Source organism: Marichromatium bheemlicum, from assembly GCF_012276755.1.
Classification (GTDB): domain Bacteria; phylum Pseudomonadota; class Gammaproteobacteria; order Chromatiales; family Chromatiaceae; genus Marichromatium; species Marichromatium bheemlicum.
Genome location: NZ_JAAXKX010000011.1, coordinates 1 through 19023, shown reverse-complemented (window position 1 = coordinate 19023; position 19023 = coordinate 1). Strand labels below are relative to the sequence as shown.

General features: G+C 67.0%; 13 protein-coding genes. 8 read left to right on the top strand and 5 right to left on the bottom strand.

Annotation, left to right across the window (positions count from 1 at the left end):
- Nucleotide 1: 1 nt before the first annotated feature.
- The 3 genes from HF203_RS09040 to HF203_RS09030 all read right to left on the bottom strand — a co-directional run bounded on the left by HF203_RS09040 (nt 2) and on the right by HF203_RS09030 (nt 3573).
- On the bottom strand, nt 2–961 hold the full coding sequence (locus HF203_RS09040) for an HDOD domain-containing protein (RefSeq protein ID WP_168668853.1): 960 nt from the start codon (nt 959–961) through the stop codon (nt 2–4).
- The gene (locus HF203_RS09035; RefSeq protein WP_168668851.1) at nt 936–2285 is read right to left on the bottom strand and encodes a sigma-54 interaction domain-containing protein; all 1350 of its coding nucleotides are present in this window, start codon (nt 2283–2285) and stop codon (nt 936–938) included. The genes HF203_RS09040 and HF203_RS09035 overlap by 26 nt, the downstream gene beginning before the upstream one ends.
- 394 nt (nt 2286–2679) lie before the next feature.
- Complete coding sequence (locus HF203_RS09030; RefSeq protein ID WP_168668849.1) at nt 2680–3573, bottom strand: S1 family peptidase; 894 nt, start codon at nt 3571–3573, stop codon at nt 2680–2682.
- 211 nt (nt 3574–3784) lie between these two features.
- Here HF203_RS09030 and HF203_RS09025 point away from each other — a divergent pair, with 211 nt between their 5' ends.
- Nucleotides 3785–4522, top strand: a complete 738-nt coding sequence (locus HF203_RS09025) for a PEP-CTERM/exosortase system-associated acyltransferase (protein ID WP_168668847.1) — start codon at nt 3785–3787, stop codon at nt 4520–4522.
- A gap of 2 nt (nt 4523–4524) precedes the next feature.
- On the opposite strand, the gene HF203_RS09020 is transcribed toward HF203_RS09025, so the two are convergent.
- The gene (locus tag HF203_RS09020; RefSeq protein WP_425483208.1) at nt 4525–5160 is read right to left on the bottom strand and encodes an N-acyl amino acid synthase FeeM domain-containing protein; all 636 of its coding nucleotides are present in this window, start codon (nt 5158–5160) and stop codon (nt 4525–4527) included.
- A 154-nt stretch (nt 5161–5314) separates the two neighbouring features.
- On the opposite strand from HF203_RS09020, the gene HF203_RS09015 reads away from it, so the two are divergent.
- The 3 genes from HF203_RS09015 (at nt 5315) to prsT (ending at nt 11545) form a co-directional block, all read left to right on the top strand.
- Complete coding sequence (locus HF203_RS09015; RefSeq protein WP_168668843.1) at nt 5315–6931, top strand: FAD-binding oxidoreductase; 1617 nt, start codon at nt 5315–5317, stop codon at nt 6929–6931.
- A 47-nt stretch (nt 6932–6978) separates the two neighbouring features.
- Entirely contained in the window at nt 6979–7770 is a 792-nt protein-coding gene (locus tag HF203_RS09010) for a class I SAM-dependent methyltransferase (RefSeq protein ID WP_168668841.1), read from the top strand.
- 61 nt (nt 7771–7831) lie between these two features.
- Nucleotides 7832–11545: an XrtA/PEP-CTERM system TPR-repeat protein PrsT gene (prsT, locus tag HF203_RS09005; RefSeq protein WP_168668839.1), complete on the top strand. Its 3714-nt coding sequence runs from the start codon at nt 7832–7834 to the stop codon at nt 11543–11545.
- 191 nt (nt 11546–11736) lie between these two features.
- Here the strand turns inward: prsT and HF203_RS09000 are convergent, their stop codons facing one another.
- On the bottom strand, nt 11737–12054 hold the full coding sequence (locus tag HF203_RS09000) for a hypothetical protein (protein ID WP_168668837.1): 318 nt from the start codon (nt 12052–12054) through the stop codon (nt 11737–11739).
- A gap of 487 nt (nt 12055–12541) precedes the next feature.
- Between HF203_RS09000 and HF203_RS08995 the strand changes: the two genes are divergently transcribed.
- From HF203_RS08995 to HF203_RS08980, 4 genes are all read left to right on the top strand, one after another.
- Nucleotides 12542–14494 (top strand): AAA family ATPase, encoded by a 1953-nt coding sequence (locus tag HF203_RS08995; RefSeq protein WP_168668835.1) that lies wholly within the window; start codon nt 12542–12544, stop codon nt 14492–14494.
- Entirely contained in the window at nt 14491–16587 is a 2097-nt protein-coding gene (prsK, locus tag HF203_RS08990; RefSeq protein ID WP_168668833.1) for an XrtA/PEP-CTERM system histidine kinase PrsK, read from the top strand. The genes HF203_RS08995 and prsK overlap by 4 nt, the downstream gene beginning before the upstream one ends.
- Nucleotides 16584–17942 (top strand): PEP-CTERM-box response regulator transcription factor, encoded by a 1359-nt coding sequence (gene prsR, locus HF203_RS08985; RefSeq protein ID WP_168668831.1) that lies wholly within the window; start codon nt 16584–16586, stop codon nt 17940–17942. The genes prsK and prsR overlap by 4 nt, the downstream gene beginning before the upstream one ends.
- 206 nt (nt 17943–18148) lie before the next feature.
- Complete coding sequence (locus HF203_RS08980) at nt 18149–18799, top strand: XrtA/PEP-CTERM system exopolysaccharide export protein (RefSeq protein ID WP_168668829.1); 651 nt, start codon at nt 18149–18151, stop codon at nt 18797–18799.
- Nucleotides 18800–19023 lie beyond the last annotated feature (224 nt).

Here is a 19023-nt window from a genome sequence, read left to right as displayed (position 1 = left end):
ATCAGTCGGTCTTGGTTGCTTCTTCCTCGCAGTTGGCCAGTGCGCTCAGGGCGTGCTCGCAGGCGTGCGCACCGAGCCCGAGTCGGGCGAGCAGTTCGGGCTGGGTCTCGGGCTCGCTGGGGCGGGCGCCGAGCCCGTCGCCTCGGGTCTCGAGCAGCTGGTCGGCCAGGCAGGCCAGCAGCACCAATGATTCGTGCTCGCCGCGATAGGCCGGGTTGTGGTGATGACGCTGTACGGTCTGCAGGGCCTCGGGCATCTCCCAGGCCTCGAACAGCCAACCGCCGAGTTGGGTGTGCTCGACACCGATGGCAAAGCGCTCGATGGTCGGGAGCGCCAGCCCCGGATTGGATTGGATGAAGCGTGCGAGCAGCTGGAAGTGTTCGGGTAGCAGGTGGCCGAGCAGTAGATAACCAATGTTCTGGGTGACCCCGGCGAGTTCGATCTGGCCGCTGGCCGGACGCAGCTCGGCGGGTTGCTCGCGGGCGAGTGCCTGCATCAGTGTGGTGCACTGCATGCCGTGGCGCCAGATGCGGTCGCGTCCGAGCGCGCCGGTGTTGGGGGTCTTGAGTGGACTGAGTGCGGCCAGCCCGAGGGCGAGACTGAACGAGAGGTTGAAGCCGAGTGCGCGCACGATGGCATCACGCACCGTGTTGACGGGGCTGCGCGGGGCATAGTAGGGGGAGTTGGCCCAGCGCAGCAGCTGTGCCGAGAGCATGGGGTCGAGCGCGACCGCCTCGGCCAGCATCAGGGCGTTGGCATCGGGGTCGGCGCGCAGCTCGAGCAGGCGTCGGGTGATCTCCGGCAGTGGCGGGAGTGCCTCGCTCGAGCGGATCTGATCGCGGATATCGCCTGGTGCGCCCAGGCCTGGTCCTGCTCCCGTTGCCGATTCCAGATTCCAACGTAGGGTCTGGACCTCGTCATTGGGGCCGGAGCGCTCAACTGCCACTGTGTGTTCGTTCATCGGATGTATTGAGCTGGTAGCGCTTGAGTTTGCGGTAGAGCGTGCGCTCGCTGATCGACATGCTGGCCGCGACCTCCTTGCGACTGCCGCGATGGCGCTGTAGCAGTTGCAGGATGTATCTGGCCTCGGCGGCCTCGACCGGCGAGAGCATGCTGATGCTGGGGTGCTCATGCAAGAGTTCTGCCGCTGTGTCGGTGGCCGGGGGCGTCGGGGGCGCGCTGGTGCTGGCCGGTAGGCGGATGGCCGCATCGCCGATCGTCCCGTCGGGGCTGAGGACCGTGGCGAGGTGTAGCAGGTTACGCAGCTCGCGGATATTGCCGGGGAAGGAGTAGAGCAGCAGCTTACGCAGCGCGTCCTTGGTCATCCGATAAGGCCGCCCTGATTGCGCCGAGATCTCCCGCAGCAGGTGCTCGGCGAGTTCGGGGATGTCGGCCCGACGCTCGCGTAGTGGCGGGATGGGGAGCGGCAGCACCGCGAGCCGATAGTAGAGGTCCTGGCGGAACTGGCCTTGCTCGACCATGACGCGTAGGTCGCGATGGGTGGCGCTGACCACGCGTACATTGGCCTGGCGGATCTTGGTCGAGCCGACCTGGCGGAACATCCCGCTCTCGAGGGCGCGTAACAGCTTGGGCTGCTGGGAGAGCGGGAGTTCGCCGATCTCGTCGAGGAACAGGGTCCCGGTGTCGGCTAGCTCGAGCAGTCCGGTCTTGCTGCCGACGGCCCCGGTAAAGGCCCCCTTGACGTGGCCGAACAGCTCGCTCTCGAACAGCTCCTCGCTGAGGACGGTGCAGTCGACCACCACGAAGGGGCTCTTGGCTCGGGTCGAGTGCTGGTGGATGAACTCGGCGGCGAGTTCCTTACCCGAACCGGTCTCTCCCTGGAGCAGTACCGCCGCATCGGTGGCGGCCGCGCGTCTGAGTTCTTGAGCGAGGGTGTGCATCTGCTGCGATCGCCCGACCATCTGTCCGGGCTGGCGCTGCCCCTGGAGCAGGTGCAGTGATTCGCCGAGCAGTACCTGGCCCTGGGGGTCGACGATGGGAAAACCCTGGATCTGGGCGAAGCGGATCTCGCCCCGAGCGTCGACCAGCGCGTGGGTCTCGATATAGGGCTCGAGGTCTCGGAAAAAACGCCGATGGCGGCAGCCATCCTCGGCGCCGGTCGCATCGAGCCGGCAGCAGGGCGTGCCGATCAGGTTGTTGGGGTCATACCCCAGGGCGGTCTCGAGGGCCGTGTTGACGCTACGGATGCGCATCTCGGCATCGATGACCAGGAAGGGATTTCGCTGGGCGAGCAACAGGGTCGAGAGATAGGGTGTCCGCGACATGAGAGGCTAGGCTGTATCCTGACGTCCTCCACTCCCGGCGCCGTCGTGACGTCGTCGTACGTCTGAGAGGGAGTGGCCGGTTTGAGTTGGATCGCCCCGGGACGCGGGCGCGTCCGGGCCGACCGGTGTCCGTCGAGCATGGGGTGGGCGCGCCCCGTCGGCGTCGTCATGGCCCGGTCCCGGCTGCTCGGGTGTCGCGGTCCGCCGGCTTGGGGCGAATAAGCCGGTCCAGTTTAGCAGCGCTTGCTTCGATCCCTCAAAGGCCGTGACAGGGTTCACGTCGACCCGGGTGGAGACAAGCCTGTGGTCTCCCGATGCCAAGATCAAGCACACCACGATGGCGGGAATGGGCCGACAGCGTTGGCGATGGCTGCCAGATCTGGCAGTCGTTCGGTTAGCGCCAGCATTCGACCCGTGCGATGAAGGCGCTGGTGTATTCGAGCATGTCGTCGGGGGGAGTGGCCGGCTGGTCGGTCTGGGCGTCGATGCCGTGGCGTGCCAGGAAGGGCAGGGTCACGGTGTTGGGGATGGAGACCCCGATGTCGCGGACCACGCGCCCGGTACGTTCGTAGACACTGGGCGTGTCGACCGCGGCGAAGACCACCCCGACCACCCGGCCGGTGACATCGAGTACCGGTCCGCCGCTGTTGCCGGGGCGGATGTCGGCATTGAGGGTGATGGTCCGCGCGGGGGTGGTGATCAGTCGGGTCGGTGCGATGCTGCCGGTGGTCAGCAGCGGGCGTAACGGCGGCAGCCCCTGGTTGGGATAGCCGATGATCGCCACCGTTTCGGGGAGGGGGTCGTCGATCGGCATGAAGGGTGCGCTGCGCTCGGGGCGGTAATCGGTGGCCAGCAGTGCCAGGTCGGCGCCGGTGTCGACCGCGATGGCACGCGCCGGGGCCATCTCGCCATGATCGCGTGAGACGGTGACGGTGGTGCAGTCGTGGACGACATGGGCGTTGGTAAGCAGGTGTCCGGCCGGGTCGACGAAGAAGCCCGCGCCGATGCGTTCGAGCCGTCTGCCGAGTACCCGTGGGGTGCTGTTGACCTCGAGTGAGTCACGCACATAGGCGCGACGTCGGGCGCGGATTTGGGCGGCCTCGGCGTCGCTGACGGCGCGCCCCTGGCAGTCCTGCTGACGGGTCCGGACGACCATCTCGCGCTCGGCGTCGTAACAATTGACCAAGGTGCTGGCCGAGGTCGGTGAGACCGGCAAGAGGGGATGCAGCACCAGCAGTGTGACTGCCAGGATGAGTGGGGCCGGGCGGACGCGAAGGGGGGCATGCATGCTTGCAGTTCCTGTTCGTGCGGGCCATATGGGCAGGGGAGACATGCCGTGTCCGCCCGCCCGGTTTACTGGTATCGTCGATACGTGTTCGCTGATGCGGCCTGGATCCTACAATTGATGGCGCTGTCGGTGCAGCCGGCAGGGCCTGCGCCATCTCCATCGTTGTGGGTCCAGAAGGACATAAACCTGAGTCTGCCAGGGAGACCCTTCCATGCCGAAGATCGATCTCGTGACCCCCTACAAGGAATACTTCAGGATCATCGCGGCGACAACGGACGAATTGCGCGATCGGGTGTTCTCCCTGCGCTACGAGGTCTATTGCCAAGAGCTCGGGTGGGAGGACGCCTCGGCCTTCCCGGATCGGCGCGAGATCGATCACTTCGACGCCGAGTCGATACACTGTCTGCTGCACCATCGTCGCTCCGGGCGCGATGCCGGAACCGTGCGTCTGGTCCGTGCCAGGGCCGATTGCGCCGAGCCCTGTATGCCGTTGGTCGAGCACTATGAGCCGAATCTGTTCTTCTCCGCGCACAACCCCCTGGCGATGCCCAGGGGGGGCTTCGGCGAGATCTCCAGGCTGGCGCTGCACGAGCAGTTCCGGCGCCGGCCCGGGGAGCAGTCAACGCCCGACGGGCATGGCACCGACCTGTTTCAGTGGACCCAGGATGACCGCCGTCGTTTCCCCCACATGGCCCTGGGCTTGTACCTGGCGGCGGCGACCATCGGCCTGTCCGAGGGCATGGACGGGGTCTACGCGATGATGGAGCCGCGCCTCGCCCGGCATCTGCACTTCGGCGGCATCTTCTTCGAGCAGGTCGGCGAGCCGATCGAGTTCCGGGGCGCGCGCGCGCCTTTCTATATCTCGCGCGAGATGCTGTTCGAACACCTCACCCCACCCCTGCGGGCCCTGCTCGAGGCCATCGCCGAGGACCTCGAGGTTGCGCTGTAGCCTCAAAATCCCTTGCTGTTCCAGGTGCTCGGCGAGCACTGGCCGAGGTGTGGGACGAAGTGCGCTAGCCCGAAGGCATGGCGGCGGCAGTCCTCGACCCGTCCGACCATTGGCACCACATGATCGCCGATCTCCGAGATCCACACCGGGTCGTGGATCTGGATAAAGCCGATGCGTCGATACAGGGGGGCGAGCTTGGGCGTGGAGTTGAGCAGGACATGTGTTGCTCCCCAATGTTGGAAGCAGTGGGTCGCGGCGCGGTAGAGCGCGCGCAGGATGTTGTAGCGCCGCCGCCATTGTCCACGAATCACCAGCATGCTGCCGGATGCGGCGCGGTAGCGGTTGGCCGGGCCGGGGCGATGCAGCTCGGCGAGTGTGGAGCGAAAGTCGAAGTGGGTCTCGGGCGGTAGGCCGTGTCCGGTCTCGAGGTTGACGCGGATGGCCGCGACCGGCTGTTCGCCGTCATAGGCGAGGATGTGCCTCACCCCCAAGCCATGGTCGAAGCGGTCGGTCAGCCTCGCCTCCGGTCGGGGGACGCCGCCATACCGTCCTTCCTCGATGATGTACACCTGATGTCTTAGCCAGAGCGCGTGCTCGATTTGATCCGGCGTCCTGGCGGTCAGTATCTTAATCGGCATCTTGCGAGGGAAAGGGCTTGGTTTTTGGCGGTTCGCGTCCACTGCGTCCGTAATGAGATCATGCTAACGGATTCGTCGACCGGGTCACATTCTTTTTACACGAACGGTTGCGTTTCCGGGCAATTCGCGCGCAATGGAGGCATGGACGATGGGCATGAGCGAGACTGCCGGGCTGGCTGCGGCACTAGGTGACTGGCGAGCGCTGTTGGGCGAGCAGCGGGTCCTGGTCGGGGAGGCCGTGCACTCCAGGTACGGTCTCGACACCACCGGCACCCAGCGGCAGATCGTCGCGGCCCTGCTGGTCGAGCAAGCCGATCAGGTGGCGCCACTGGTGGCGGTGGCCAAGCGCTACCGTCTCTCGCTGTATCCGATCAGTACCGGTCGCAACTGGGGGTATGGCAGCGCGCTGCCGGTGCGCGATGGCTGCGTGATCGTCGATCTCGGCCGGCTGCAGCGCATCCTCGACTTCGACCCCGAACTCGGCGTGGTCACCCTCGAGCCCGGGGTGACCCAGGCGATGCTCGCCGATTTCCTCGATCGACACGCCTACCCCTTCCTGGTGCCGGTCACCGGCGCCGGCCCGCACTGTAGCCTGATCGGCAATGCCCTGGAGCGAGGCTACGGCATCACCCCCCATGTCGATCACTTCGCAGCGCTCACCGACCTCGAGGCGGTGCTCGCCGATGGCTCGATCTATCGCTCAATGCTCTGCGAGGCCGGTGGTGAGGCCCTCGCTCGGGTGTTTCGCTGGGGTATCGGGCCCTATACCAACGGACTCTTCACTCAGAGCGGGTTTGGCATCGTCACGCGGGCGAGCATCGCCTTGGCGCGCCGTCCCGAGCGAGTTGCGGTCTTTCTCTTCAGCCTCCGCGACGAGGCCGCGCTGGCGCCAGCGGTGGCACGGGTGCGCGATATCCTACAGCGGTTGCCCGGGGTGGTCGGTGGCGTCAATCTGATGAACCGGCGGCGTGTCCTGGCCATGGCCGCCCCGTATCCACAGGATCGGCTCGATCGGCATGGCTTGATCCCCCAGGCCGTGGTTGACGAACTCGGCGCCCAGTACCAGATCCTCCCCTGGACCGGATTCGGCACCCTCTATGGGTCGGCCGCGGTCATGACCGCGGCACGACGCGAGGTGCGTCGCGCCCTTGCTGGTGTCGGGGTGCGGTTGATCTTCCTCAGCCCGACACGTGCCGCGCAGCTCGCTGCGCTGGCGCGCTGGCTGCCGGGTCGTGTCGGGCGTGGGTTGGCCAGCACTGCGGCGACCCTGGCCAGCTCGCTGGAGCTGGTGGCCGGACGCCCCAACCAGACGGCATTGCCGCTGTGCTACTGGCGCAACCCTCGGGAGATGGGCGCGGGCATGCTCGACCCGGCGCGCGACGGTTGTGGGCTGCGTTGGTATTCACCGCTGGTGCCGATGCGCCCGCAACAGGTCTGCGACTATGTCGAGATGGTCGAGCGCGTCGGGCTCGAGCATGGCATTGAGCCGCTGATCACCCTCACCAGTCTCAATGACCGGGTGTTCGATAGTACGGTGCCGTTGATCTTTGCGCGCGATGGGGTCGGAGCCGGGGAGCGGGCCGCTTGTGAGTGCTATCGCGCAATGCTCGAGGCCGGGCGTGAACTCGGCTGTTTCCCTTATCGGATGGGGGTCGACGGCATGGCCGAACTCGATGCCCTGCTCGAGCGTTCCAGGGTCTTCGGGCAACGCCTGCGCGCGGCCCTCGACCCCGAGGGGGTGATCGCCCCGGGGCGGTATGAGGGGGGGTGAGCCTGGCTCGGGATGGTTTCTTCTAACATGCTCGGAGCAGGTCGCACATGATACCGCGTATCCATTTCTTCGAGTTTGGCGACTGGCGGCGATTGCCCGCTGCGATCCGCCATGGGATTACCGATTTCCTCGAGTTCGCGGTTCGGGTCTCCGACCTCTACGCTGCGGTGACGCCGCGTCTCGAGCGTGCCCTGGAGGAGAGTGGGGCGCCCGTCATCCTCGATCTCTGCAGTGGTGGTGGTGGCCCCTGGGAACGGATGCTCGATCGGCTCGGCCCGGTGCGCGCGGGCAGGATCCGGGTGCGGGTCAGTGACGTCTATCCCAACCGTGCCGCGTTGCGGCGGCTGCGCGAGCGTACCGGCACGGCGCTCGAGGTGATCGAATACCCGGTCAGCGCGATGGCGGTGCCGGCTGCGATCGATGGCTTTCGTACCCTGTTCTCGGCCTTCCATCACTTCCGCCCCGACCAGGCGCGCGCGATCCTTGCCGATGCCGTCGCACAGCGCCAGGGGATCGCGGTGTTCGAGTCGACTCAACGCCATCCGCTGTTGTTGCTCTACATGCTCTTCACTCCGCTGTTGGTGTTGCTTGCCACCCCCTTCATCCGGCCCTTCCGCTGGAGTCGGTTGCTATGGACCTATCTGATCCCGGTGATCCCGCTGGCGGTGATGTTCGACGGGATCGTCTCCTGTCTGCGGACCTATAGCGTCGCCGAACTCGATCGGCTCACCCGTGGGCTCGATGACCAGGGCTATCACTGGGAGTGTGGGGTGGCGCGGTTGGGGCCGTTGCCGGTGGGGGTGACCTATCTCATCGGTCTGCCGCGTCCCCCGGGCTGATACCCGTCACGGCGCCCCGAGACCGCCCCGCCGTGGGATCGTTATTGCAAGAGGATGAACGATGTTGTGTACAAGGAACGCGATCGACCGGTTGGTCCTCGCCGCCGCCCTGCTGGCTGGTAGTGCTGCCACGGTGGTGGCCGCCGAGGCGCCGCTTGGGGCGGCGGCGCTGTCTGCAGGCGATGCGTCGGTGGCCGTGATCGAGCTGAAGAATGCCCTTCAGGACGATCCGCGTGATGCCCGCGCCCGGGCCTTGCTCGGTCGTGCCCTGCTGCTGCAGGGCGATGTCCACGCCGCCCGTCAAGAGCTGGAGCGGGCCCAGCGCCTCGGGGCCGAGCCGGCGTTGCTGCACCCTTGGTTGGCACGTGTCTGGCTCCGTCTGAGGGCCATTGCGCCGTTGCGCGCGCTGGAGGTGTCGGAGGCGCTGCCGGTGGCCGTACGCGCCGAGCTCTTCGCCCTGCAGGCCGAGGCCGAACTGGTGGCCGGGGAGAGAGATGCAGCGCGGCGTGTGTTGGGGGTGGCGCAGGCGTTGCAGCCCGACGCCGCCGCGGTGGTCTTCGCGTTGGCACGGTTGGAGGCCGCCGATGGTCAGCTGGTCGCGGCGCGGGCACGCCTTGCGGACTTACTCGAGCGGCGGCCGGGGGTGGCGCGTGCCTGGTCGTTGAGTGGTGATCTGGCTCGTCGGGCCGGGGATCTGGCCGCCGCCGAGGCCGCCTTCGGTCATGCCCTCGAGGATCCGCTCGAGCGCTTCCAGGCGCAGCTCAACCGTGCCTACACCCGTATCCAGCGCGGGGCGCTGGATGCCGCCCAGTCCGATCTCGATCAGCTGCGTCGGCTCGCCCCCGACAATGCGCTGCTCGACTATGCCCAGGGGATGTTGCTCTACGAACGTGGCGACCACGCCGCTGCGATCGCCCATCTGGACACCGCCCTCGCGGCCCTGCCCGAGTTCGCCCCGGCGCTGTCGCTGGCCGGGGCGGCCCGACTGGCGCTCGGCCAGCCCGAGCAGGCGCGGGTCCATCTCGAGCGTGCCCGCTCACTGCAGCCGCAGGACCTGGCGACCCAGCGTCTGTTGGCGATGGCCTTGTTGCGACAGGGCGAGGCCGTGGCCGCCGAGCAGCTGGCGCGCGGCGTGCTCGAGCACCAGCCCGAGGACCTCGCCACCACCGACCTGCTGGCCAGCGCCCTGCTGTTGCAGGGCAAGCGCGAGCAGAGCCTGCCCTATCTGCGTCGGGTCAAGGCCGGATTGCCGGACTCGGCGCTCGCTGGTGCCCGGCTCGGTACGGCGTTGCTGGCCGAGCCCGGTTCGGCGGAGGGGATCGCCGAGCTGCAGGCGGCGCTGGCCCAGGATCCCGACTTCCAGGGCGCGGCCGAGCGCCTGGTGATCGCTCAGCTGGCGCGCGGTGATCTCGATCAGGCCCGGGCCGCGGCCCGCGACTATCGTGATCGGCACCCTGAGTCGGCGCGGGCCCAGACCCTGCTGGGGGTCGTGGAGCTGCGCGGGGATGCGCCGGCGGCCGCGCGGGCGGCATTTATCCAGGCGCTGGCGCTGGATCCCGCCGAGCCTACTGCGACCATCGGACTGGCGAACCTGGCGCTGGCCGGTCAGGACCTCGAGGAGGCCCGTCGGCGACTCGAAAGCGGTCTGGCGCAGCGCCCCGACGATCCGCGCCTGCTCATCGCCCAGGCCCGTTTGGCGCTCGTCGAGGACGACCGGGGCCGCGCCCGCGCGCTGCTTGAGCGCGCGGTGGCGCATAACCCCGCAACACTCGCGCCACGACTCTATCTCGGCGCCTATCTACTGCGTCGCGACGAGACGGTGGCGGCACTCGAGGTGCTCGAGGCGGCACATGTGCGTTTTGCGAAGAACCCAGCGCTGCTCGGGTTGATCGCCGATGCCCAACTCGTGCTCGGACGCTATGGCAGTGCCCGCGCGACCCTATCGCGGTTGGTCGAGCTGACCCCGGAGGATCCCCGTGTCCGGGTCGCGTTGGCCGCTAGCCTGGCGGCCCTGGATCAATCCGTCGCGGCCCGCCAGCAGCTCGATCACGCCCTTGCACTCGACCCCGAATTCGCCCCGGCGCTGCTCGGACGGGCGCGCCTGGCGTTGGCCGCGGGGGCGCTCGATGAGGCCGATGCCATGTTGACGCGATGGCGTCGCGTGGGCGGCGAGCCGGGTGCCGAGGTGTTGCTGCTCGAGGGGCGCCTGGCGCAGCAGCGCGGCGATCTGGATGCTGCCGCTGCAACCTTGACCGAGTTGCTCGATGGGGACGGCGCTGCGCTCGGGGACGATACGCAGCGGCTCGGTGCCGCCGAGCAGCTGGTGCTCGGTCACGCCCAGCGCGGTGATCTGGCTGTCGCGATCGAGGCGGCGCGCACGCTTGGTGTGCGCTACCCCGACCGTGCCCGACCCCGGGTACTGCTCGGGCTGATGTCCCTACGTGATGGCCAGCTGCAGGCGGCTGCTCGTAGCTTCGATGCGGCGCTGGCGCTTGAGCCGGGGCTGGCGGCGGCCGTCGATGGGCGGGTTGCGGTCGATCTGGCCAATGAGGACCTGGAGAGCGCGGCGAGTCGTTACCGCCACGCCCTCGAGGTGGCGCCCGGGGACGTCGACCTGTTGGTCGGGCAGGCGCGTCTGGCGCTGCTGGCCGAGGACTCGGAGGCTGCGCAGCAGGCGCTCGAGCGGGCGCTCGCGGCCAATCCACGGCAGCTGCGCCCGCGGCTCTATCTCGCCGCCTATCAGTTGCAGCGTGATCACCCGGATGCGGCCTTGGAGGTGCTTGGCGCGGCGGCCCCCGTCCATGCTGATGATCCCGAGCTGCTCGGTCTTACCGCCGAGGCCCAGCTTCGGCTCGGCGACGATGAGGCGGCTCGGCAGACCCTGGTGACATTGGCGCGGCTGCAGCCCGGGCGGCCAGGGGTGTTGACCGCTTTGGCCACGGCCGAGGCGCGACTCGGCCGCCTGGCGCTGGCCGAGGAGGCGTTGCACCAGGCCCTGGAGGTGGCGCCGGACTCGATCGTCGCTCATGCCGGGTTGGTCCGTCTGGCAGTGGCCGAAGGTGACATGACGTTGGCGCACGCGCGCGCCGAGGCGCTGCACGCGGTGGCCGGCACGGATCATCCCGAGCTGCTGTCGGTCACGGGGTTGATCGCCGAGCGGGAGGCCGATCATGTCGCCGCGCTCGCCAGCTATCGGCGTCTGTTCGAGGTGGCGGCGAGCGCCGACAACCTGTTGCGGCTGGCGCAGGCACAGGTGCGCGCCGGCGAGGCGGACGCGGCCACCGCGCTACTCGAGGACTGGTTGGAACGATATCCCGAGGACGTGTGGGTCCAGTTCAACCTCGCCCAGCTGTATATGAGACAGGGACGGCGGGCGGCGGCGATCGCCGCCTTCGAGCGCACCATCGAGGTCGCGCCCGGGCATGCCATCGCGCTCAACAACCTGGCCTGGTTGATCCGCGACCAGGATCGCGCGCGCGCGCTCGACTATGCCCGACGGGCCTATGCCGCCGCCCCTGAGTCGGTCGACGTAGCCGATACCCTGGCGGTGGTGCTGTTCGAGGATGGCGCCCTGGCCGAGGCGCGGCGGGTCATCGACGAGGCCCAGGCGTTGGCCCCAGGGGATCCGACGGTGCGTTTCCACAAGGCACAGATCCTGGCGGCATTGGGACTCGAGGACGAGGCGCGTCGACTGCTCGAGGCGACCCTGGCTGACGATCAGGCGTTTGCCGAGCGCGCAGCGGCGGAGTCGTTGCGCGCCGATCTGGGCGACTGAATCGCGCCGGCGACCGTCAGTGGTGGGCGCGCCGGCGAACGTGTCAGGGCCCGCCCCGATCCCGGGGCGGGCCCTGTGCGCTCCATCTGCGATTCTCGATCTGCCATGCAATCCGCGTGTCGTGGGTTGCCTCTCGCGTTTTGCAGCTCCCGCTCACCCCGACGCCTGGCGTCGGGGGCGGGTGCGCCTGCTCAGCTCACGGCCTGGCGGTTGGCATGTTGCTGCTCGTCATAACGTTGCAACAGACAGCGGTAGACATTGACCAGGACCTCTTCCCTGAAGGTGGCTGGCGGGGTCAGTTCTGCGATCTCGCGCCGGTAGCGGTCGATACGTGCGTCGAGCTGCATCTCATCGAGTGCGAGGTCGTTATCGTGCGGGTGTGTGTGCATGGTTTCGGCCTGCATTGTCATGCGTGAAGTGGATTCCAGCACGGGATGGGCGTTGCCATAGCTGGGGATGGTCCGCCGTCTGGGCAGCAAGTCGCATGCCTTTTTGGTGATGGACGACATCCCTGTCTGCGGGTGACGGCTGCGCCGGTGGGTGTTGACGCGCCAAATAGGTCTGCCCGTCAGTTGAGCATGAGTGCGTCATGGTCAAGAGCGTGTGATTGCGTTGCGACTGCTAGGTCTATGATGTCAGAATCTGACGCCGCCGTCGCGGCTGATTTCCGTGTCATTGATGTGAGTTTGGATTAGGTAGTATTAGTGTCTGGATCTTTTCTCTAGGGGTATATTTTTTATTTATAAGTATTTTGGGTCGTAATTTTATTTATAAAATTTTGTTTTTCATATATTTTTACCTTTCGTCTTAAAGGCTTTTTTCTGATATTCGGAATGGGGCGTCCTGGTACCCTGATTGCAGCATTCTATGGACGGGAGGGCGCGATGCTGCAACTTGGGTGAGCTGTTGCGTCCGGCACATCAAATAGCTGTCGATCGCGACTTCATGTCACGCGAAGGCCGCGCGCCGCCAGGTCGAGCATGGTGTTGAACCATTATGTATGAGCACTTCTACGCCCTCGAGGCGGACCCGTTTCGCTTGAGTCCGGACCATCGCTTCTGTTTTACCCACAGAAACTATGCGCGTGCGCGTTCCTATATCGATTATGCGCTGCATCGTGGCGAGGGTTTCGTGATGATCACCGGTCATCCAGGGACGGGCAAGACCACCCTGATCAATGACCTGCTCGAACGCCTGCCGGCCCAGGAGGTGGCCGTCTCCATGCTGGTCAGTACCCAGCTGGCCGCCGAGGACCTGCTGCGGATGACCGCTTACGGCTTCGGGCTGCGGGCTGCGGCATCACACAAGGCCGAGGTGCTGCAGGGGTTGATGGCCTTTCTGGAGCGCCAGCACCAGGCCGGTCGCCGCGCCTTGCTGATCATCGACGAGGCCCAGGACCTGGCCGCCACGGCGCTCGAAGAGCTGCGCTTGTTGACCAATCTGCAGCGTCAGGGCCGTCCCTTGCTGCAGATCGTGCTGGTCGGCCAGGAGCATCTGCGGGAGCTGGTCCAGGGGCCGGACATGGCGCAGGTCCATCAGCGTCTGGTCGCCGCCTGGCATCTCGAACCCCTGGGTCCGGTCGAGACCCTGGCCTATGTGCGTCACCGGTTGGAGATGGGCGGCTGGCGCGGGGACCCGGCGTTCGCCCCCGGGGTGCTGCGCACCGTCTTCGAGTTCAGCGCAGGGGTGCCGCGCCGGATCAACCTGATCTGCAGTCGGTTGTTGTTGCGCGGCTTCATCGAGGAGCGTCACCGTATCGCGCTCGAGGATGCCGAACAGGTGCTCGACGAGCTGCACCAGGAGGCCTTGACGGCCGCGACCCAGGCGGGGGGTGATGTCGACTGGGACGAGCTTGATCAGGGGCTGTGCGCCGCGCCGGAGACGCCGCCAGCGGCGGTTGCGGTGGTCCCGGCTGAGACGGTGGTGGCCCCGGAGCTTGAGGTGGCGCTGAGCGAAGAACTCCTGGCGCTCGAGGCGGCCGCCGGCGACGCGCCCACGCCTGCCTGCGAACCACTGTTGCCCGATGAGTTCGATGAGGCCTTCGACGAACCCGCGCCTGCGCCCCTGCCGCGTCGTGCCCGTGGGCGTTGGCTGCTCGGCGGGGCGACCCTGGCCGCGAGCGCTCTGCTCGGAGCCTCCTATCTGCTCCAGCCACAGTGGGCTGCGGCCCTGCAGCAGCAGGCGCGCGATTGGCTGGAGCGCTCACTGCCCGGCGCGGTTGCCGAGTTCGCGGGTGTGGACCCCGAGTCGCTGGCGACGCCGGAGCGTTCCAGGGTGCTCGGGTCGTCCTCGGTCCTCGCTGGCGACGGGGCGGGTGAGGGCGCCGCCGTCGTCACTGTGCAGCCCCCGCTCCAGCCGTCTGCTGTCACGCCTGTCACGCCGGTGGTCGAGTCGCTGTCCCCCGTCCTGGCCTCGTCGCCCGCCGTGTCCGGCGCTCGGGTGGCGCCGGCGCCCGAGCCAGCGGCCGTCGCACGTGTCACTGCGGCAGGCGAGGATCAAGAGACGCCGGTCCTCCAGGTCGCCGATACGCGCTCGCTTACCCCGTCTGCGCTGCGTGCCGAGACCCTGGCCGGGCCGGGGGGGGCGTTGCCCGACCCCGTCCAGGTGGTGTTCGCTTGGAACAGCACCGAACTCGAGCCACGCTTCGCCGCGCGGCTCGATATCCTGATCGAACAACTGCAGCGGCGTACCGACCTCGACGCCGAGGTCGTCGGCTATTCCGACCCTTATGGAGACCCAGACTATAACCTCGCGCTGTCGCGGCGTCGGGCCCAGGCGGTTGCCGTCTATCTGGTCGCCGGTGGGGTCGAACGCGCGCGCCTACTGGTCGAGGGACGTGGGCCGCTCGAACCCGGCGCGCTGACACGTCAATCGGCCGAGGCGCGTGCGGCACGCGGGCGCGTGGTCGAGGTCCTGGTCCAGCCGCGCGCGGATGAGGCGCGCGGATGAACGTGGCCAGCTTCAGTTATGCGACGGCCTTGATCGCCTATTTGGTGCTGACCCTGTTGCTGATCACCGCCTGGCGTGGTCGCTTGCTGGGGTTGTTCGCGTTACTGGCAAGCCTGGCAAGCGCTTGTTGGGCCGGCATCGTCCTGGCCATGCAGCATCAGCTGCTACCCCCGGGGCAGTGGGCGGCAGTGGCCGAGCTGGTCCGCAATGCTGCCTGGTTCGTGTTCCTGTCGCGGGTGCTGCTCGCCGAGCGCGAGAGGCGCTCGGGGGGGCGCTGGGCCCAGGCTTCATGGTGGATCGTCGGGGGCGGTGCGCTGCTCACCCTGGCGCTCCCACTGCTGTCGCGGCCGCTGGGGCTCGGCCCGGTCGAGGTGACCAACGCGGTCCTGCTCGGTTGGGTGCTCTGGGCCATCTTCGGGTTGGTGCTGCTCGAGCAGATCATCCGTAATCGCCGCCCCGAGCAACGTTGGGGAATCAAACACCTCTGTCTCGGTCTGGGGGCGGTGTTCGCCTTCGACCTATTCTTCTTCTCCGATGCCTTGCTGTTGCATCGCATCGACCCGGCGCTCTGGCAGGCGCGAGGGCTGGTGCACGCCCTGGTGGTACCGCTGATCGCGGTCTCGGCGGCGCGTAATCCGAGCTGGTCGCTGGAGGTCCATGTCTCGCGTCATGCCGTCTTCCATTCGGCGACCTTGACCGGTGCCGGGCTCTATCTGCTGGCGATGGCCGCCGCGGGCTATTACATCCGCTATTTCGGTGGTGCCTGGGGGGCGGTGCTGCAGATCACCTTCCTGTTTGCGGCCTTGCTGTTCCTGCTGGCGGTGGTCTTCTCCGGACAGTTGCGGGCGCGGCTACGGGTACTGCTCAGTAGACACTTCTTCAATTTCAAGTACGACTATCGTGAGCAGTGGCTGAGTTTCACGACCGCGCTGTCGCGTCCAGGTGTGGCGCTACCCGAGGCGGTGGTCTCGGCCCTCGGTGGGCTCGTCGATAGTCCCGGAGGGATGCTCTGGGTCGAGGGCGAGCACGGCGGCCTCGAGTTCTGTGTCCAGTACAACTGGATTACCCCCCAACCCCAGATCCTGGCGGCGGAGGCGCCCATGGTCGAGTTCCTGAGACGTCGCGCCTGGGTGATCGACCTCGACGAGTATCATGCCGATCCGGAGCGCTATCAGGGGGTCGAGTTGCCGGACTGGCTGTGTGCCCCGAGCACGGCCTGGCTGGTCATTCCGCTCCTGCATCGCGAGATGTTGTGTGGTTTCGTGGTGTTGGCGCGGGGGGCGACCAGCACCAGGCTCAACTGGGAGGATCGCTCGCTGTTGCGCACTGCTGGTCGTCAGGCCGCGGCCCATGTCGCCCAGCACCTGGCCGACCAGGCGTTGATGCGGGCGCGTCAGTTCGAGGCCTTCAATCAGCTCTCGGCCTATGTTGCTCATGACCTCAAGAATCTGCTCGCGCAGCAATCGCTGATCGTCTCCAACGCTGAGCGTCATCGCGACAACCCAGCCTTTCTCGACGATGTCATCCACACCGTACGCAGCTCGGTCGAGCGGATGACGCGGTTGATGGAGCAACTGCGTGAGGGCGTGCGCGGCGAGGCCCCGCAACGCCTGGATCTGGTCCTGCTACTGAGCGAGGTGGTCCATGCGCGCAGTTCCCGGGCCCCGGTCCCGGTGCTGGAAACGCCGGCGAGCCCTTTGTGTGTGCGTGCTGATCGCGAGCGTCTGCTTAACGTGTTCTCTCATCTGGTGCAGAATGCGCAGGAGGCAACTCCGCCGGAGGGGCGGGTGAGGCTCGGATTGGATGTCGAAGAGGGGTTCGCCATTGTCGAGATCGAGGATGATGGCGTTGGTATGAGCGCAGAATTCATCAGAGATCGGTTGTTTAAGCCCTTTGATTCGACCAAGGGTCTGACTGGCATGGGGATCGGTGCCTTCGAGAGCCGGGAGTTCGTGCGGCTTCTCGGTGGCGACCTGTTAGTGCACAGTCGGCCCGGGAAGGGGTCGATGTTTCGTGTATGCTTGCCACTGGATGACGATGTGCAACAGGAGACTGCGGTGGCGGGGGTGGGGCACCACGAGGTGACATCATGAAGGGGGCGAAGAAATGTCTGCTGGTGGTCGAGGACGACCCCGGGCTGCAGAGCCAGCTGCGCTGGTGCTTCGACGACTTCGAGGTGGTGTTGGCCGCCGACCGTCAAGAGGCACTGGCGCAGGTGCGACGTCATCGTCCCGGCGTGGTCACCCTGGATCTTGGGTTGCCGCCGGATCCTGGGGGGGTGAGTGAGGGGCTGGCGTTGCTCGAGGAGATCGTCTCTCTGGCCCCACAGACCAAGGTCGTGGTGGTCACCGGCAACGATGATCGACGTCATGCGTTGCAGGCGATCGGGCTCGGCGCCTATGACTTCTATCTCAAGCCGATCGATGCCGAGACCCTCAACCTGGTGGTCGAACGCGGTCACCGGCTGCATGCCCTCGAGACCGAAAACCTGCGCCTGCAGCACAGTCAGATGGGCACGCCGCTGCGCGGCATCATCGCCAGCAGCAGGCCCATGCTCGAGGTCTGTCGCATGGTCGAGAAGGTCGCCCCGACCGACGTCACCACCCTGATCCTCGGCGAGAGTGGTACCGGCAAGGAGTTGTTCGCGCGCGCCCTGCACGAACTAGGGCCCCGCAGTTCGGGGCGGCTGGTGGCGATCAACTGTGCCGCGATCCCAGAAAACCTGCTCGAGAGCGAGCTGTTCGGGTACGAGAAGGGGGCCTTCACCGGCGCGGTCAAGCAGACCCGCGGCAAGATTGAGTACGCCGATGGCGGCACCCTGTTTCTCGACGAGATCGGCGACTTGTCGCAGCCGCTGCAGGCGAAGCTGTTGCGCTTCCTGCAGGAGCGGGTGATCGAGCGGGTCGGTGGTCGCCAGGAGATCCCGGTCGACCTGCGCGTGATCTGCGCCACCCATCGTGATCTACGGGCGCAGATCGTCGAGGGTCGCTTTCGCGAGGACCTCTTCTATCGGGTCAGCGAGATCACCATGACCCTGCCGCCGTTGCGCGAGCGCGAGGGGGATCTGCTGGTGCTGGCCCGTGCCTTCCTTGAGCGCTATGGCCGTGAATACACCAAGACGGTGCGCGGCTTCACCAAGGACGCGGTGGCGGCGCTGGAGGCCCATGACTGGCCCGGCAACGTGCGCGAACTCGAGAGCCGGATCCGGCGCGCGGTGATCATGGCCGATGGTCAGCAGTTGACGCCCGCCGATCTCGAGTTGGCCACCGGTGCTGGCGAACCAGCATTGCCGCTGAACCTGCAGGTGGTTCGCGAGCAGGCCGAGACCGGGGCGATTCGCCAGGCGCTTGCCCGCGTCGACGGCAACATCACGCAGGCGGCACGGCTGCTCGGGGTGACCCGCCCGACCCTCTACAGCCTGCTCGATAAATACGGACTCAAGGGCTGAATCATGCCATGTCTGCGCGCCACGGACCGTTTTACACAATTCGTGTTAAGTGCTTTGCCCGCGGCGGATGTGCCGCATCTATACACGATCTGGTGGGGCGGGCAGGGCCTGCCGGCTCGCATGCCCGCCCGCGACTCGACGCCGGCGCCACGCGCGCGATCGGGCCAGGGTGGGTGCGGAGTTTGCTTCTGGAAGGGGGAACCGTGTTGAGCACGTATCTTGGATCGATCGACAGTGCCTGGTCGCGGCTGTGTCTTGGCGTGGTGCTGGTGCTGCTGGCTGGCTGCTCGGGATCTGGCCAGGACCTGCCGCCGGTGCCACCGGAGCAGCGCGAGCTGGCGGTGCAGGAGGGGTATTTCTACGAGATCGCCCCGGGCGATTCGGTCAGCATCTTCGTCTGGGGGCTCAACGACCTCTCGGGGACGGTCCCGGTGCGCCCCGACGGCATGCTCACCACGCCGCTGATCGAGGACATGCCGGCCAGCGGCAAGACCCCGTCGCAGCTCGCCCGCGACCTCGAGAAGGAATATGCGGTCTATGTCCGCTCACCGATCGTCACCGTCATCGTCAAGGGCTTCGTCGGATTGCCCTCACAACAGGTCCGGGTCGTCGGTGAGGCGATGGTGCCGGCGGCGGTGCCCTTCCACAAGCACATGACCCTGCTCGACCTGATGATCGCCGTTGGCGGGCTGACCGACTTCGCCGCCGGCAACAAATCGGTGCTGGTGCGCTACTACGGTGGCGAGCGGCGGCAATACTCGGTGCGTTTGGACGACCTGATTCGCGATGGCGAGATCGCCGAGAACGTGAGCCTGCTACCGGGGGACATCCTGATCATCCCCGAGGCCTGGTTCTAATGCCGCGCTGAGGCGGCGGCGTGGTACGACTCGAGATTTTCTTGTTTCAAAGAGGGCAGCGATGCACGAACTCCTGGCGCAACTGTTCGGCTATGCGCGCGGCATGTGGCGTTACCGCTGGCTGGCGCTCATCGTCGCCTGGGCGATCGCCATCGCGGGCTGGACCGTCGTCTCGCGCATCCCCGATGAGTATCGCTCCTCGGCACGGGTGTTCGTCGATACTA

Excerpts from the sequence above, each read along its gene's own strand:
- prsT (WP_168668839.1), top strand. The coding sequence starts at position 7,832 with ATGTTGTGTACAAGGAACGCGATCGACCGGTTGGTCCTCGCCGCCGCC.
- HF203_RS09030 (WP_168668849.1), bottom strand. The coding sequence starts at position 3,573 with ATGCATGCCCCCCTTCGCGTCCGCCCGGCCCCACTCATCCTGGCAGTC.
- prsR (WP_168668831.1), top strand. The coding sequence starts at position 16,584 with ATGAAGGGGGCGAAGAAATGTCTGCTGGTGGTCGAGGACGACCCCGGG.
- HF203_RS09000 (WP_168668837.1), bottom strand. The coding sequence starts at position 12,054 with ATGTCGTCCATCACCAAAAAGGCATGCGACTTGCTGCCCAGACGGCGG.
- HF203_RS09015 (WP_168668843.1), top strand. The coding sequence starts at position 5,315 with ATGAGCGAGACTGCCGGGCTGGCTGCGGCACTAGGTGACTGGCGAGCG.
- prsK (WP_168668833.1), top strand. The coding sequence starts at position 14,491 with ATGAACGTGGCCAGCTTCAGTTATGCGACGGCCTTGATCGCCTATTTG.
- HF203_RS08995 (WP_168668835.1), top strand. The coding sequence starts at position 12,542 with ATGTATGAGCACTTCTACGCCCTCGAGGCGGACCCGTTTCGCTTGAGT.
- HF203_RS09040 (WP_168668853.1), bottom strand. The coding sequence starts at position 961 with ATGAACGAACACACAGTGGCAGTTGAGCGCTCCGGCCCCAATGACGAG.
- HF203_RS09020 (WP_425483208.1), bottom strand. The coding sequence starts at position 5,160 with ATGCCGATTAAGATACTGACCGCCAGGACGCCGGATCAAATCGAGCAC.
- HF203_RS09035 (WP_168668851.1), bottom strand. The coding sequence starts at position 2,285 with ATGTCGCGGACACCCTATCTCTCGACCCTGTTGCTCGCCCAGCGAAAT.
- HF203_RS09025 (WP_168668847.1), top strand. The coding sequence starts at position 3,785 with ATGCCGAAGATCGATCTCGTGACCCCCTACAAGGAATACTTCAGGATC.
- HF203_RS09010 (WP_168668841.1), top strand. The coding sequence starts at position 6,979 with ATGATACCGCGTATCCATTTCTTCGAGTTTGGCGACTGGCGGCGATTG.